Genomic DNA, 16261 nt, shown 5'->3' on the forward strand with positions numbered 1-16261 from the left:
TACCGTAAAAACTAATTAAAATGTTTTCACTAATCGAACAAGAGGATGTGGAATATCATCTGGGTCGGTAATGACTTCCAAAGCTTCTTCAAAATCAATAATTAAACCATCATAGTCACTGTTGATTTTATGAGCGTCAGGAGTATTAGTCCAATATGGTTCGTTGGTTGTTGTCGGGAAGTGTGTCAGGTTAATTGCTGGTCTAGTACAGCTATAGTCAACGATTGAACTTAACTCTTTGATATTAGGCAACCTAAAACCAACCTGACCTGCGATAGTGGTCAGATTCGAATCTTCAGTTGCGATGAGCGCATCCTGCCAATTTTGATATTTAATCGCGGTACCATCACATGTGTCATTGGATTGATTGTAGGTTTCGCCTAGGTTGCATTTTGACCAAAGCAAATTAGTCGTTACGTCGAGTAATGTACCATCTTTACGGTCAATAAATTGTCCGTCTTGGTGAGAAGGAGTTTGAGTTTGCACGCAGGTTTGCGCGATGGTATTTGCACTTAAAAGAGAGGCAATTACACCTAAGCATAGTTTTAGTTTCATTACTCAATACCTCCACTTACAGCCACAATTCCTGTCGAGCCTGCGATGTTTTTATTACAAAGCTCAAGCTCTCCATTTTGAGAGTCGATACATCTAGCACTACCATCTTGTTTAACAGAGCTAGAATGCGTGAAGAGTCGGTCTCCAAGATTAGGAAAGAAATCAATGGCTCCTGCTGGTGCAGTGCCGACATTGAAGTTGATAAATGAACGGGCTTCAACAGGTGAAGGTAAGCGCCAATCTGTAATGCCGCAAATAGAGCGACTGTTTAGGCTACTAATATAACTACTTGTATTACAGTAGTTACTTCCCGAACCATCATTAATGTACGCACATTGAGAAGATATCGGGCCGGCGCTATACAAGAGATCATTGGGTGCTCCGGCATAGCCACCATTGGTTGTATTGTCAGAGTCGTACCAAGTATATGTGTATGAGGCGCTTCTCCATGAGCTTGATTGACTGCCCCAAGGGTAAGGGTTGGCGTCAGGGTCGTCTTTATGTTTCTTAACCCAAGTATCGACCTCGGACTGGCTGGGCATTGCTATCGGATCTTGTTTTGCTTCAATATACAATCCAGTATGCTCATCTTTAACACAGCGCCAATCAGTAGCGCTAGGTATTAGAGGGTTTCCGTGAGCATCTAGCTTGGTGTAGCGAAAGCCATATTCCCCATCTGAATGTTCACTTCCATTGGTGACATCTAAACCAAAATCGGCATCTTGATTTGGATGTGATGCTGGAGGAGTGACGCTGTCGTAGTCTGTTCCATCAAAATAAGTGACATACCCAGTATCATTGAAACTTTTCTGCCCAGGAATATAGAACGCGAGAGTGTTTTGACTCGAATCGATAGTCGCGTTACCAACGGAAGCTATCGTGTAGATTAACGATTCGCCACCTTCATCGAAGCTATCATCACGAGCAGAAAATGTGATATTTGTTGATAGGGTTTCTGCTGGCAATTTAAGAGTTAACCCTGCTATATCAACAGTAAAGTCCTCAGGCGCGGCAATACCGGTTTGAGTTAGGGTAAGTGTTACATCTTGAGATGTGTAATGACTCAAAACAGCTTGTTGAATAATGCTGTCACCTTCTACAACGGTACTTAAGTCGTTACTAAAACTAACGGTTGGTTGAGTATCGCTATCATCAATAGTTACTACAGTTCGTTCGTTTGAAAGAGTGTAATTTGCACCGTTATCAGCACTAATAGAGTAATGAAGTGTTTTACTGCCCTCATACAGATTATTGTGCACAAGGTTTAGTGGTAGAGCTGCGCTGGTTGCACCTGCCGCAATTTTGACGTTTTGGCTTGAGATAGCATCGTAGTTTTTGAAGGTGCCATTAGAGCGAGTTGTCACGTCACTAGTTGAGATCGTTAAGGTGAGTTCTTGAGCTAATGCTTCGGAAAGAGAAACGGTAATGGATTCTGTTTTCGACCCTGATTGTGGTTCAGAAAATGAGACACTATTTGGGATGCTAAGCGTAATAGGGGAAGATGACGTACTTGAAGTTGTTCCTGTAGTAGTTGTTCCACTATCGTTATTTTCATGACCACTTTTACAACCGCTAAAAAGTGTCGTAAGAAGGATTGCTGAGATGACATTGAGTTGCCAGCTCGACCTTTTTCTTTCCATGTATGAACCTAAGCTACTAAATTATATAAGATATCTATCGTATCAAAAAAATTATATAAATGCTTAATTTCATATGCTATGGCTATGTTTTTTGGGTGTTTTGATGCGTTTTTTTTGTAAGTAATGTAAGAGAGGTCTTATTTATGAGTTGGCCTCCCAACGATTAAGGTATCGTCAGGAGGTAAGTTAAATTAGCTTTCAATCATTACTCGAGTGTCTTCACTGAGTGTTTCGAGTTCATTAACTACATCATCGATTTGAACTTCGATTGGTAGCTTAACGGCGATTTTTGAAGTGAATAAGCTTGAACTAACACCACCACCACCAGCGATAAAGACTCGGTGGCAATCCATATCTAGAATGCTGATCCCTTGTCTATCCAATACATGTGTCACTTCGTTGACGATACCTGCTCGGTCGTTAGAGTCGAGCCTTAAGTGATGGATTGTGTCTTGAGCATTGTGCGTATGATCTGAATCGACAAACTGTACGATGAGATCCGGGTTGGCGCTGAAAGCTTCTTTTACAATCGATTCGTTGATGGCTGGAAGTTGAACCTTGAGTACGCCTGCGACTTGGTCTTCAATAAAGTTCACTTTACTGATGAGCCATTTGCCGTCGTTTTCGTGAGTAACCGCAGCAAGTTGTTTGATTGTTGCTGGTGATGCTTTTCCGATAAAGTTTACGATAAATGTACTGTTCATATCAGCCCCCAAAGTTTCAATTATTATTTGCTAATTAAATGTTTGATATCGCGCGATAAAGTTCTTTAATTTCAGTGTAGAAGGTTACATCGAACAATGTTTGACCTAGGTCAATTTTTGAAACTAAGCTGTGATGCAAAAAAAGAGAATGAAGAGTAGGGCACAAAAAAAGCGGCTAGAGAGCCGCTTTTTAGAAGAGTTTTGTTTTTACGAAAGTAATTAGGTTGCTGTATTAGAAGGTTACTTTAAAGTTCATACCAACAAACTGAGAATCGTATGGCGCACCAGCATCGTATGCGAATCTAGCTGCGTCTTGGTTATCCCACCAAGGGTTAGTATTCAGATTAACTTCTGCGTCACCGCCCCAAGCATCACTTACCCAGTAGTGGATGTGTCCAACAGGGTTTAGGAAAAATAGAGACACATCACCCATGGTTTGAGAGCCCATCACTTCGCCGCCTGAAGCAATGATGTCTTGCTCTGCTTCTAGCATCATTTCACCAACAACCGCACCAAAGAATGGAGTGATGAACAGATCTTGCCATGATGGTACTTCGGCAAACGCTTCTACACCGTATTCCCAGAAGAACGTAGACATGGTCCAAGAGTATAAGAAAGATTCAAACTCATCGTAACCTGCGTGTCGAGCTGCGGTGTAGTAAACACCACCAAAATAGGGGTGCATCACGTAGTTTAGGAAGTGTTCATCGCGGTCCCATACAGGGCCTTCAGATACGTTGTCTTTCCACTTTTTACCTAATGAGCTGATGTCACGTTGGTCATCATCCCACTTAGTGATACTTTCAGGGAGTAGAGTCATCAAACCTACTGTAGCGACACTTAAGCCCAAAATGGTGTAGGTTTGGCCCATAAGGTAGTCCCAATCCTTCTCTTGGCTCACCAACATGTGTTTTGGTTGTTGGATTGAGAAGTCGTACTCGTCACTTGATTCGCTCAGTGCGTAATTGGTATTAGGCTTGTAGGTGTACAAGCTATCATTAACACAGTAATCTTGAGCACATTCATCCGAATAAGAAAGGTTGATTGGCTGGTCGAAGTCGTATTGGCTCGCAACCGAGTTAACTGACATTAGCATTGTAAATGCAGCAGTAACCTTTGCTAGTAACGGTGATTTGGCCACAAGGGTCTCCATGAGAAAGTTTGGAATTGATCAGGGTCACAATTATCTATTAAATGCCTGATTTAGGGAACTAATAATTTATAGCTTTTCCTAAGAAAACCTTAGGTTTAACATTATTAATATTAGTGAAAAGGCGAATTGCTCCAAATTCAACCATAGACCAGTTTGTAAATAATGCAGTGTCTTTTTATGACAACAAGGGATAGAAATATGACGAAAATCGCAATGTTAAGTACAGGTGAAGAAGTTCTTCATGGAGACATTGTAGATACGAACGCAGCTTGGATGTCTGCTGAGTTTTATCAGCATGGTTTTGCTCTTGCTAAGCGCTCAACTGTGGGTGATCAAATGAATGCTCTTGTTGAAGAACTGCTGATGCTGAGCTTTAACTATGATGTGGTTATCGTTAATGGTGGTTTAGGCCCGACAACCGATGATATGAGTGCAGCTGCTGCGGCTGCTGCCTCAGAGCAGAAACTCATTATGTTCCCTGAATGGCTGGCGCGTATGGAAGAGATGTTTTCCGGGCGTGGTATGCCGATGCCTGATAGCAACCTAAAGCAGGCTTTGCTGCCAGTAAACTCGGAAATCGTCGATAACCCTGTCGGCACTGCATGTGGTTTCAAACTTAAGATTAACGATGCGACTTTCTATTTCACTCCGGGAGTGCCCAGTGAGTTTAAGCGCATGGTGAGCTTTGAAATTATCCCTGACCTCGCTCGTACTTATCCTCAAGTGGTCGCTTCTGAATGCAGCAGGTTGTTTACCTTTGGTTTGTCCGAATCTGGCATATCAGACGTGTTAGACCAGCTGAAATTGCCTCAAGGCTATGAATTGGGTTACCGCTCTTATCTGCCGTTTATTGAAGTGAAACTATTTGGACCTAAGTCGGATTTAGAAACTCGCGTTAAGCTGCTGCAAATGGTGTACAAGCTATTAGAGAGCAACGTTGTCAGTGTTGATGAGCCGATGATCGATCATATCGGCCACATTATGGCTGAGAGAAAGAAGACGCTGTCGGTATCGGAAGTGTCAACTAAAGGTGCGCTATCGGCTTGGCTGCAATCGAATGAGCAAGTTGAAGATTGCTTCGGCCACTCTTGGGTTATGGCGGAGCCAAAAGAGAGTGAGCTTGAAAAGAGCGATCCACTAGCGGCGACGTTTGCATTGGCTGGTGCAACAAGAGAAAAGTGCGGCACAGAGTTAGCCTTAGTAACGGGTAAGTTAGAGGGTAATACTTTTAGTATTGCGTTATCGAGCGAAGCAGGCGAGTGGGGGCAAGTGCTGGAGTTCTACCGTCAATACAAGCGTGAAGATGCACGTACCATCATCAAAACCGTAGCAGCCGATATGCTGAGAAGGCACCTAGACAACAAACCGATGTTTGGCACTTACTCTTCGGCTAAGCGATTGAAAGACATGTTTATTCCAGCAGCTATCATTAAGTAAGTATGTAAGCGAACTCGTTAAGTCTGTACTAAAAACGTTAGAAAAATGAAATAAAAAGGCCCAACATCTAAATAGGTGTTGGGCCTTTTGTTTATCTAGCCTTCTAGATAACCAAACAAGCAGTGATGTTTACACGTAGCTCATGTCTGTAAGAACTTGATTACAAACCGCTTGTCATATGTAGACTGTAGAACAAACCACGGCCGATTAACTCTGAAGCCAAGAACAGTACTAGTGCTAAGCCAAGGTTAACTGGGTTCACTTTTGCTTTGTTCAGCATAGGTAGAATCCAAATCAACAAGCTTGCCATCAGCAGTGCCACTTGAAGAATCACATAGCTACCTAAACCATCGACTAACTCAGACGCTTTTGCAGCTGAAGTTTGGATGTCACCGATTAGGTTCAGTTTTCCTACTGTCACAAGCAAGCTGATCGCAACAGCAATCACAGCCAGCATGGTGATGTTACGGTCAACCGCAAAGCGACTGTCGTTAGCAAATACAATCACGAATTGAGACAGCAATAAACCGCCCACAACCATCGTCATGATGAAGCTCAGTGGTGTGTAGATGTTGTCCCACGTAGGTACTGTGTTGATCATGTATACGTTGATCATCGCGTACATGAAGATTGCACCCAACACCATCGCGCCAACCATCAGTGCTTTCTGGATAGCTACGCCACCTTTCTTAACCACAGACAGTAACCATTGAAGGCCACCTACTGTGAAGAATGCCGCACCGAAAAATACTTCGTTAGACAGCCAAGCAGAGCCTAGTTGGTTAAAAGCGTTAAACGCGCGCAGTGGAGAGCCAAGGTGCGTTGTCGAGAACATGAAGCCAAGCCCCATCAGTGCCCATAGAATGAACATTGGAACCTTGTAGCTGTTTAGCTTCTCTTCGTCATGACCAAGTACCAGTGCGCGAGCACCAATAAGTAAGTAACCACCAACTGCAGTTTGCGCCAGCACCGTAAAGAAGATTAAAGACCACTCATGAAAAATCATCTTACACCTCCTTCGGGTTTGCTAGGTGACCACTGGTATCGCCAGTCGGCTTCGCGTTTTTGTTCAGCTTAATCACGATGTTCGGTAGCGTTTCTGTTGAAGATGGCAGTGGAGCCACATCCGCACCAGAGCCGTACTTCTCGCGAAGTGTATTGATTTCACCAAACTCCAATGCACGAAGTGGGCAAGATTCAACACAGATAGGCTGTTTGCCTTCAGAAACACGTTGGTAACAACCATCGCATTTAGTCATGTGACCTTTCTTAGCATTGTATTGTGGTGCGCCGTAAGGACACGCATTGCTGCAGTGCTGACAACCAATACAAACGCTCTCATCAACCACAACCAAACCGTCTTCATCACGTTTGTGCATCGCGCCCGAAGGACACACTTTCACACACGCTGGGTTAGTACAGTGGTTACAAGCGATAGACAGGTAGTAAGAAAAGACATCTTTCTGAACCCAGGTATCACCATCTTGAGTGAAGCCACCACCTGCGTATTCGTATACGCGACGGTAGTTCGTTTTGATGTCGAGATCATTATAATCTTTACAAGCAAGCTGACAGGTTTTACAACCCGTGCATTTACTTGAATCAATGTAAAAGCCGTATTGTTTCATTCCAACCTACCTTATGCTTTCTTTAGCGCTTTGATTTGAACTAGGTTTGTATGCTGAGGGTTACCCTTAGCAAGTGGGCTCGGGCGCTGAGTAGTCAGCACGTTGATAGAGCCTGCATGGTCGATCTTCTGACCATCGGGTGCGTACCATGCACCTTCGCCTAGCGCGACAACTCGAGGAAGAATCCTTGGTGTCACTTTCGCTGGAATGTGTACTTCGCCACGGTCGTTAAAAATACTCACCATGTCGCCGCTTTCAATACCACGTTCTTTCGCATCAATTGGGTTGATCCACAACTCTTGCGGTGCCGCAGCTTTGATCTCTGCAACGTTGCCGTAAGTCGAGTGAGTACGAGCCTTATAGTGGAAACCGGTTAGCTGAAGTGGGAACTTCTCTGCTAGCGGATCGTTATGGCCTTCGAAAGAGTCCGCGTAAATTGGAAGTGGGTGAATCACTTCGTCTTCTTTCAGCTTCCAAGTCTTCGCGATATCAGCCAGTTGCTCTGAGTAGATCTCGATCTTGCCACTTGGTGTGGTCAGTGGGTTCGCTTCTGGATCTTTGCGGAAGTCTTCGTAAGCGATGTAGTGATGGTCGTAGCTACGTTTGTAGATACCCAGCTCTTTCATCTCTTCGAAGGTTGGCAGGGTTGGATCGTTCTTACGAGTTTCTGCGTACAGGTGCTCAATCCATTGCTCTTGAGTACGACCCTCCGTGAACTCTTTTTCAACGCCCATGCGTTTAGCAAGCTCAGTACACATCTCGTAGATAGATTTCGCTTCAAACTGAGGCTCAATCGCTTTCTGCGCGTAGATGAAGTAAGGCATGTTCGATGCTTTACCATCCATACACCAGTCGTCTTGCTCAGACGTTGTTAAGTCTGGCAGGATGATGTCAGCGTATTTTGCTGAAGACGTCATATGGTTATCAACCACGACAATCATTTCACACGCACTTTCATCTTGAAGAATCGCGTGTGTCTTGTTGATGTCTGAGTGCTGGTTGATGATGCAGTTACCTGCGTAGTTCCAGATCATCTTGATTGGGTTCTTAAGGCGCTCTGCACCGCGAACACCATCAGTGATGTCGGTCATTTCATGATGACGGTAAATTGCGTCTGTCCACATAAACATTGAAATAGACGTTTCAACTGGGTTTGGCACAGTAGGGAAGCGAACAAACGGAATGTTGATGTCACTTTCACGAGCACCTGTTGAACCGCCTGATACACCTACAGAACCGGTTAGTAGTGACAGCATCGCGATTGCACGACACGCTAGTTCACCGTTCGCAGTGCGTTGTAAGCCCCAACCTTGGTGGATAGCACATGGTTTTGCTGTACCCATTTCACGGCCAAGCTTAACGATAGTATCAACTGGAATGCCTGTGATCTTAGAAGCCCACTCTGGTGTTTTTTCTACGCCATCTTCACCTAAACCTAGGATGTAAGATTTGTAGTCGCTGTTTTTAGGCGCTGATGCAGGCAGAGTTTTCTCGTCGTAACCGACACAGTATTTGTCTAGGAACGGTTGATCGACAAGGTCTTCAGTGATCATTACGTGTGCAAGACCCGCTACCAATGCAGCATCTGTAGAAGGACGAATTGGGATCCATTGATCTTCACGGCCACCAGCAGTATCGGTGTAGCGAGGGTCGATGATGATCGTTCTTGCGTTCGACTTGTTTTTGCTTTCTACATAGTGGTGGATCAGACCGCCGCCAGACATGCGTGTCTCGGCAGGGTTGTTACCAAACTGGATGTTAAGCTTGGTGTTCTCTAGGTCAGAGAAAGAGTTGTTGTTTGCCCAACCACCGTAGGTGTAACTCAAGCCTTTCGCGATTTGCGCTGTTGAGTAGTCACCGTAATGGTTTAGGTAACCACCACTTAGGTTCATTAGGCGAGCAATCAGCGTTTGAGCTGGTGGCCAAGACTTAGTTACTGTACCGCCAAGTGTACCTGTCCCGTAGTTTAGGTAGATAGTGTCGTTACCATAGTCTTTGATAAGGCGTTGCATGGTGCCAGCAACTTCATCGTAAGCTTCTTCCCAGCTAATACGTTTGAATTTACCTTCACCACGTTTGCCCACACGTTTCATCGGGTACTTCAGGCGATCTGGGTTGTAAACACGGCGGCGCATAGAGCGACCACGTAGACAAGCACGAACTTGGTGATGACCGTATTCGTCAGTACCAGTGTTGTCGGTTTCTACGTATTTGATTTCACCGTTTTGCACATGCATACGTAATGGGCAGCGAGAGCCACAGTTTACAGTACATGCACTCCATACGATTTTCTCATCCACACTCTCAGCAACCGCAGCCGCTACTGGTTTGGATTTGAAAGGTAAAGCGATACCGCCCGCGAGTGCGGCTGCGCTACCTACCGCAGAAGAAGCTTTCATGAAGCCTCTTCGAGTAAGATTCATTACCCCAGATTCTTTCTTATTCGTCATTCTAAGATGCCTTTTGCTATTGATGGCTAGCACTTTATAGGTAGTTTTGTTTTTGTCTTTTCATATTTAAATGTTGATTGATAGGCGTCAAATAAGTGTGGAATTTAAAGTTTATGAATTGAATGTATAAAATGGATCAAAGAATAAAATGGATTAATTAATATAATTATCTTTAAACCTATAACGTTATAAATAATAATGATTATCGATACGCATAAATTGTTGGGTTCGCTATTTTATCAAGCGACAAGTAAAGAACAGTTAATCACCATTGTTGAAGCCTTGGTTGAGAGCGAAGTACTCTCTCAAGAATGCTTGCTGGCATTGAGAAGTGAAGACGAAGATGCACTCGCAGCAGAGTTCAGCCGCCTGTTTGAAGGCGTGGGAGACATGCCAGCGCCACCTTGGGGTTCAGTGTACCTAGATAAAGACCGCGTTGTGTTCGGCGCTTCTACTGTAGAGTATCGCCAGTTTTTAGAATTGAATCAGATTGAATTAGACACAGGTTTAAGAGAGCCGGAAGATCAATTTGGTTTAATGTTATTCGCTCATGCATATTTGTTAGAAAATAATAATATTAATTCAGCTGGTGAATTACTTGAAGGTCACTTATTAACTTGGTCTTCTGTTTATTTAGAAAAACTAAATAAAGCATCAGAGCTATCTTTTTATAAAAAGCTATCGGTTGATGTAATAGGTTGGTTTAAGTACTTAACATCTGAATATAATTTAAACGTTGCTACTAAAAAGTTATATATCGACTAATGTCTGAACAAATAAATTCAAATAGACGCGGTTTCTTAACTCGACTTTCTAAACCGGTTAAAGCAGCCGCGGATTATGAAGAGATATCACAGCGCTTGCATGCAAGGCCGCCAAGAGCGGTCGATGAGGTGCTGTTTGAGCGTCTTTGCGACGGTTGTGGGTTGTGTGAGCAAGCGTGTCCGAATAGCGTTATTGAGATGCTAGAGGGCAGTGCGCTGCTGAATTTGGATTACAACAGTTGTTCTATGTGTAACAAATGTACTGAAATGTGTCCGACTGGCGCGCTTCATCCAACGGTCACACCTTATATTGACTTGAAGCCTAGCTTTGCGGATAGCTGTAATAATTACATGCAAATGGATTGCTCAGCATGCCAAGCTGCGTGTTCAGACGGTGCGATACACATCGAAGTAGGAGAGTTACCTACGGTAGACAAAGACAATTGTAACGGCTGTGGAGAGTGCCGAAGCGCTTGTTACATTGGCTCAGTGACCCTTAACCTGACTCAGCAATAAACGTTTGGTTTGGTTGTGAACGCCAGTAAGACTCAGGTTTTGTTATCGGTGAGTTGGTCTCCTATACCTAAAGACACCAATAGAAAAAGGGTCCACATTCCAATTGGAGGCGGACCCTTTTTAATACTTATCATCTCTGATTAAATGGTCATTCTAAATAAAGTCAAGCGAACTTGAGCCGAATGGATCAGGCGCGCTTCTGTTTACTTCGATGAATCACATTACTCAGCGATAGCTCAGTCTTTGCTTTACAGATACAAGGTAATATTTCATTACCTTGCGTGTAAGCCATAGCAAAACCAACGTATTCGACTTCACCAGAATCCAACGTACAGCGGCAAGCGCCACAGTGGCCATCTCGGCAGTTGTACTCTGGCTCTAATCCCGCTTGTTCCATTGTTTCCAACAGAGTGTTTGAAGGGTTAGATTCAATTGAAATCAGCTTGTTGATTTTGATTGTTGGCATTACAGCTCAAATCCTTCAAAGTCGTCAGCTTTTACTTCGTTGTCGATTTGGCCAACTAGGTAAGAACTGATTTCTGCTTCTTGTGGAGCAACTTGAACGTTATCTGAAGACAACCAAGCGTTGATCCATGGAATTGGGTTTGATGTTGCTTCTGGGTAAGCGGTACCTAGGCCAACAGCCTGCATACGAATATTGGTAATGTACTCAACGTATTGGCAAAGAATGTCTTTGTTCAAGCCAATCATAGAGCCGTCTTTGAATAGGTATTCTGCCCACTCTTTCTCTTGCTCTGCTGCTTCTTTAAATAGGTCGAAACACTCTTGCTTGCACTCTTCAGCGATTTGCATGAATGCGAAGTCGTCTTGACCGTTACGTAGCAAGTTGATCATGTGCTGAGTACCAGTAAGGTGAAGTGCTTCATCACGAGCGATTAGCTTGATGATTTTAGCGTTACCTTCCATTAGCTCACGCTCAGCGAACGCGAATGAACAAGCAAAACTAACGTAGAAACGGATTGCTTCTAGCGCGTTTACCGACATTAGACATAGGTAAAGTTTCTTCTTCAGGTCGTGAAGTGAAATCTTAACGTCTTCGCCGTTGATGCTGTGGTTGCCTTCACCGTAGCGGTGGTAGTCAGCCGTTAGCTTGATTAGGTCGTCGTAATAGAAAGCGATGTCTTTAGCACGCTTAAGGATCTCTTCGTTTTCAACGATGTCATCAAATACTACACCTGGATCGTTCACGATGTTACGGATGATGTGCGTGTATGAGCGAGAGTGAATCGTTTCAGAGAAAGACCATGTCTCAATCCAAGTTTCCACTTCTGGTAGAGATACCAATGGAAGTAGGGCAACGTTAGGGCTGCGACCTTGGATAGAATCTAGAAGCGTTTGATACTTCAAGTTAGAGATGAAGATGTGTTTTTCATGCTCAGGAAGTTTGTTGTAGTCGATACGATCGCTCGACACGTCTACTTCTTCTGGGCGCCAGAAGAAAGAAAGCTGCTTCTCGATAAGCTTTTCGAAAATTTCGAATTTTTGTTGGTCGTAACGTGCAACGTTAACTGACTGACCCAAGAACATTGGTTCTTTTAGTTGGTCATTTTTAGTCTGAGAAAAAGTACTGTAAGCCATAAATGCCTCAAATCCTTTAAAGACCCGTAATAAAACGGACCCTGTTAATGCTTTAAACCCAGAGAAGATAACTCTTCTCTGGGGTCTTAATGTTTATTGCGGTTTAGATCTTACAACCGCCGCCTTCACAATCTTCTTCCGGCACTTGAACTGCATCGCCTTGGTCGTCTTTAGCACCATCACGAGTGTTATGGTAGTAAAGCGTCTTAACACCGTACTTGTACGCTGTTAGTAGGTCTTGAAGCAGCTTCTTCATTGGTACTTTACCGCTGTCGTAAACACTTGGATCATAGTTAGTGTTTGCAGAGATAGCTTGGTCAACGAATTTTTGCATGATACCCACTAGGTGTAAGTAACCGTCGTTAGAACCAATGTTCCAAAGTAGCTCGTAGTTCTCTTTAAGATTTAGGAAATCTGGAACAACTTGCTTAAGGATGCCGTCTTTCGATGCTTTCACTGATACGTAACCACGTGGTGGCTCGATACCGTTAGTCGCATTCGAGATTTGAGACGATGTCTCAGAAGGCATCAGCGCAGTTAGCGTAGAGTTACGCAGACCGTGCTCCATGATCTCTTCACGTAGAGTATCCCAATCGTAGTGCAGTGGCTCTTCACATACTAAGTCGATATCTTTTTTGTAAGTATCGATTGGCAGTAGGCCTTTCGCGTAGTTGGTCTCGTGGAAAGATGGGCAACGACCTTGCTCTTTCGCTAGTTCAACAGACGCTTTTAGCAAGTGATATTGAATAGCTTCAAAAGTACGGTGAGTCAGGCCATTCGCGCTGCCATCAGAGTACTTAACACCATTCTTCGCTAGGTAGTATGCGTAGTTGATTACACCCACACCTAAAGTACGACGGTTCATTGTCGACTTGTATGCTGCTGGAAGCGGGTAGTCTTGGTAATCAAGAAGTGCATCTAGAGCACGAACAACCAGCTCAGAAAGCTCAGCTAAGTCGTCTAGTTCATTGATTGCGCCAAGGTTGAACGCTGAAAGTGTACATAGTGCGATTTCGCCTTCGTCATCTTCTACGTTAGAAAGTGGCTTAGTAGGAAGCGCGATTTCTAGACATAGGTTCGATTGACGAACAGGGGCTACTTCAGAATCAAATGGGCTGTGTGTATTACAGTGGTCAACGTTCTGAATGTAGATACGACCAGTAGAAGCACGCTCTTGCATTAGCAGAGAGAAAAGCTCAACCGCTTTTACTGTTTCACGCTTCACTGAAGGATCGTTTTCGTACTTAACGTATAGCTCTTCAAAACGGTCTTGGTTTTCGAAGAACGCATCGTAAAGGCCAGGTACGTCAGAAGGTGAGAACAGGCTGATGTTGCCACCTTGAACTAGGCGAGAGTACATAAGCTTGTTCAGCTGTACGCCGTAATCCATGTGACGAACACGGTTCTCTTCAACACCGCGGTTGTTTTTCAGTACTAATAGAGACTGAACTTCACCGTGCCACAATGGGTAGAACACTGTTGCTGCGCCACCACGAACACCACCTTGAGAACAACATTTTACTGCTGTTTGGAAGTATTTGTAGAAAGGGATACAGCCAGTGTGGAACGCCTCACCATTACGGATTTCAGAACCAAGCGCACGGATACGACCTGCGTTGATACCAATACCAGCACGTTGAGATACGTAACGAACAATTGAGCTTGCTGTTGCGTTGATTGAATCAAGGCTGTCACCACACTCGATCAGTACACAAGAACTGAATTGACGAGTAGGCGTACGTACACCAGACATGATCGGTGTAGGTAGAGAAATCTTAAACGTAGACGATGCGTCGTAAAAACGTTTGATGTAGTCAAGACGAGTCGATTTCGGGTATTTAGCGAATAAACACGCAGCAACTAAAATGTAAAGGAACTGAGCACTCTCGTAGATTTCTTTCGTTACACGGTTTTGAACGAAGTATTTACCTTCGAGCTGCTTAACCGCTGCGTAAGAGAAGTCTAAGTCACGTTTGTGGTCGATGTACTCGTCAAGCTCTTCGAATTCAGCTTTCGTGTAGTCTTCCATAAGGTGGCTATCGTATTTACCCATATCAACCAGTTTTGCAACGTGGTCATATAGTGCTGGCGGCTCGTATTCGCCGTACGCTTTTTTACGTAGGTGGAATACAGACAGACGTGCTGCTAGATATTGGTAATCAGGAGTCTCTTCAGAGATTAAATCCGCTGCTGACTTGATGATAGTTTCATGAATGTCAGTAGTGGTGATGCCATCGTAAAACTGAATGTGAGCTTTCAATTCTACTTGTGATACAGAAACATTGTGCAAGCCTTCAGCTGCCCATGTAATCACGCGATGGATCTTCTCTAGATCGATCGTTTCTTTGCGCCCGTTACGCTTGGTAACAGTAAGTTGTTGGTTCATTCTGCTTAATTTCCCTAACAAAACTGAACAAGGCCGTGTTTTTGTGTATTTCTGTGTAATTTTTGTAAATTACGTTTCGGCTTTGTGATCTTGGTCTACCCATATATTGTAGTTCAAACACAACATATAGGGGTCATTTGTTTGTTGGGTTACAAGATAGTGCTACAACTGATATTTTTCAAGGTAAAGAAATGGGGTTGCTTGTGGATAAGTGGTGGATTGAAAAAAAACTGTAAGTGACCACTAACTGATGAGGTTAGATGTGACTTGATTGTATAAAAGTCGGCTTTTGATGATGCTTTAATTTTGCTCGCCAATAAAAAAAAATCCCTTGATCTTTGAGCAAAATGGGCGATGGATTTTGGGCGATTAAATTTAAATCGAGGTGGTCAAAATGGAAGCTGGCGCACGAAATTTAGACTGAAAAAAGTCGCAAAGTTATGGTAATTGCAACTCTTTTCATTCGTCTTTTTTACAAAAGGTTTTACGGTAGACCTACCGATATTTTTTAGCCAAAGTTTTGTGTGTGAACGATGTAGTTCACATCGACTTTTTGGCCTAAACGGTAAGTGTCCGTAAGAGGGTTATAGTGCAGTCCCGTAATCCCTAACTCTTGCAGCGGAGTGTTATCAACCATCTTGATAAGTTCAGCAGGGCGAATGAACTTCTCGTGCTCATGAGTGCCTTCTGGAACAATCTTCAATAGCTTCTCTGCACCGACAATCGCAAACAAGTAAGATTTGAAATTACGGTTCAATGTAGAGAAGAATACATGGCCGCCCGGTTTCACTAATTTCGAACAGGCAGTGATAACAGATTGTGGGTCAGGAACGTGTTCAAGCATTTCCATGCACGTTACCACATCGTAAGTGTGTGGGTTCTGCTCTGCGTGATCTTCGATAGTGCTCTGGATGTAATCGAGCTTTGTGCCAGTTTCCAGTGCATGAAGGCGTGCTACTTCAAGCGGCTCTTTACCCATGTCTAGACCAGTCACGACTGCACCTTCAACAGCCATGCTTTCCGCTAAAATACCGCCGCCGCAGCCAACATCGAGGACTTTCTTGCCAAACAGGCCTTCAGTCTTCTCTAACACGTAGTTTAGGCGCAGTGGGTTGATTTGATGTAGCGGCTTAAATTCGCCTTCTAGATCCCACCAGCGTGACGCCATGTCTTCGAATTTCTTGATTTCTGCTGGGTCTACGTTCTGTGATTTAGTCATAATCGGCATTTCCAAGTTAAATAATGCATCCATGAAATTGCAGGCATTATAACTTGCCTTTTCGCGCTGACCAGAAGATCTACAATTTTGCTAGTTTATTGGATGTAAAGTGACCATGTTTCAGCAAGATATGATGCGGAGGTGCAATTTCTCATCAATTGATTGGCTACAAGGGTCACAAGATGGTAAAAGGAGAGGGAAAGTGATGCC

14 protein-coding genes are annotated in these 16261 nt (G+C 43.8%); 3 read left to right on the forward strand and 11 right to left on the reverse strand.

Annotated features, from left to right (window positions below; genetic code table 11):
* Positions 1 to 15: 15 nt before the first annotated feature.
* The 4 genes from L4C44_RS13020 to L4C44_RS13035 form a co-directional block, all read right to left on the reverse strand.
* On the reverse strand, positions 16 to 555 hold the full coding sequence (locus L4C44_RS13020; protein ID WP_048659590.1) for an Lcl C-terminal domain-containing protein: 540 nt from the start codon (positions 553 to 555) through the stop codon (positions 16 to 18).
* Positions 555 to 2195 carry an Lcl C-terminal domain-containing protein gene (locus tag L4C44_RS13025; protein ID WP_428805187.1) on the reverse strand — a complete coding sequence of 547 codons (1641 nt, stop codon included), beginning with the start codon at positions 2193 to 2195 and terminating at the stop codon, positions 555 to 557. The genes L4C44_RS13020 and L4C44_RS13025 overlap by 1 nt, the downstream gene beginning before the upstream one ends.
* Before the next feature lie 191 nt (positions 2196 to 2386).
* Positions 2387 to 2899 (reverse strand): glycine cleavage system transcriptional repressor, encoded by a 513-nt coding sequence (locus tag L4C44_RS13030; RefSeq protein WP_050646057.1) that lies wholly within the window; start codon positions 2897 to 2899, stop codon positions 2387 to 2389.
* A 232-nt stretch (positions 2900 to 3131) separates the two neighbouring features.
* On the reverse strand, positions 3132 to 4040 hold the full coding sequence (locus L4C44_RS13035; RefSeq protein WP_146489860.1) for a DUF3943 domain-containing protein: 909 nt from the start codon (positions 4038 to 4040) through the stop codon (positions 3132 to 3134).
* Between the two features lie 210 nt (positions 4041 to 4250).
* On the opposite strand from L4C44_RS13035, the gene L4C44_RS13040 reads away from it, so the two are divergent.
* Positions 4251 to 5489, forward strand: coding sequence for a CinA family nicotinamide mononucleotide deamidase-related protein (locus L4C44_RS13040; RefSeq protein ID WP_146489861.1), 1239 nt, complete (start codon positions 4251 to 4253; stop codon positions 5487 to 5489).
* A 160-nt stretch (positions 5490 to 5649) separates the two neighbouring features.
* Here L4C44_RS13040 and L4C44_RS13045 read toward each other — a convergent pair whose 3' ends face one another.
* From L4C44_RS13045 to L4C44_RS13055, 3 genes are read right to left on the reverse strand one after another with little or no spacing between them, the layout of a single operon-like run.
* On the reverse strand, positions 5650 to 6495 hold the full coding sequence (locus L4C44_RS13045) for a dimethyl sulfoxide reductase anchor subunit family protein (RefSeq protein WP_146489862.1): 846 nt from the start codon (positions 6493 to 6495) through the stop codon (positions 5650 to 5652).
* A 1-nt stretch (position 6496) separates the two neighbouring features.
* On the reverse strand, positions 6497 to 7117 hold the full coding sequence (locus tag L4C44_RS13050) for a DMSO/selenate family reductase complex B subunit (protein WP_004733360.1): 621 nt from the start codon (positions 7115 to 7117) through the stop codon (positions 6497 to 6499).
* A gap of 11 nt (positions 7118 to 7128) precedes the next feature.
* Complete coding sequence (locus tag L4C44_RS13055) at positions 7129 to 9567, reverse strand: DmsA/YnfE/YnfF family dimethyl sulfoxide reductase (protein WP_146489863.1); 2439 nt, start codon at positions 9565 to 9567, stop codon at positions 7129 to 7131.
* A gap of 198 nt (positions 9568 to 9765) precedes the next feature.
* Between L4C44_RS13055 and L4C44_RS13060 the strand changes: the two genes are divergently transcribed.
* Both L4C44_RS13060 and napF read left to right on the forward strand, forming a co-directional pair.
* On the forward strand, positions 9766 to 10332 hold the full coding sequence (locus tag L4C44_RS13060) for a molecular chaperone TorD family protein (RefSeq protein ID WP_146489864.1): 567 nt from the start codon (positions 9766 to 9768) through the stop codon (positions 10330 to 10332).
* The gene (gene napF / locus L4C44_RS13065) at positions 10332 to 10847 is read left to right on the forward strand and encodes a ferredoxin-type protein NapF (RefSeq protein WP_428805188.1); all 516 of its coding nucleotides are present in this window, start codon (positions 10332 to 10334) and stop codon (positions 10845 to 10847) included. Before L4C44_RS13060 ends, napF begins: the two co-directional genes overlap by 1 nt.
* Positions 10848 to 11034: 187 nt before the next feature.
* On the opposite strand, the gene yfaE is transcribed toward napF, so the two are convergent.
* The 4 genes from yfaE to ubiG all read right to left on the reverse strand — a co-directional run bounded on the left by yfaE (position 11035) and on the right by ubiG (position 16084).
* Complete coding sequence (yfaE, locus tag L4C44_RS13070) at positions 11035 to 11313, reverse strand: class I ribonucleotide reductase maintenance protein YfaE (RefSeq protein ID WP_146489866.1); 279 nt, start codon at positions 11311 to 11313, stop codon at positions 11035 to 11037.
* Positions 11313 to 12446, reverse strand: a complete 1134-nt coding sequence (gene nrdB, locus L4C44_RS13075; RefSeq protein WP_060982424.1) for a class Ia ribonucleoside-diphosphate reductase subunit beta — start codon at positions 12444 to 12446, stop codon at positions 11313 to 11315. Before nrdB ends, yfaE begins: the two co-directional genes overlap by 1 nt.
* Positions 12447 to 12549: 103 nt before the next feature.
* Complete coding sequence (nrdA, locus tag L4C44_RS13080; RefSeq protein WP_146489867.1) at positions 12550 to 14832, reverse strand: class 1a ribonucleoside-diphosphate reductase subunit alpha; 2283 nt, start codon at positions 14830 to 14832, stop codon at positions 12550 to 12552.
* Between the two features lie 508 nt (positions 14833 to 15340).
* Positions 15341 to 16084, reverse strand: coding sequence for a bifunctional 2-polyprenyl-6-hydroxyphenol methylase/3-demethylubiquinol 3-O-methyltransferase UbiG (gene ubiG, locus L4C44_RS13085; protein WP_186728010.1), 744 nt, complete (start codon positions 16082 to 16084; stop codon positions 15341 to 15343).
* Between the last annotated feature and the right edge of the window lie 177 nt (positions 16085 to 16261).

The organism is Vibrio satsumensis (assembly GCF_050337435.1).
Classification (GTDB): domain Bacteria; phylum Pseudomonadota; class Gammaproteobacteria; order Enterobacterales; family Vibrionaceae; genus Vibrio; species Vibrio satsumensis.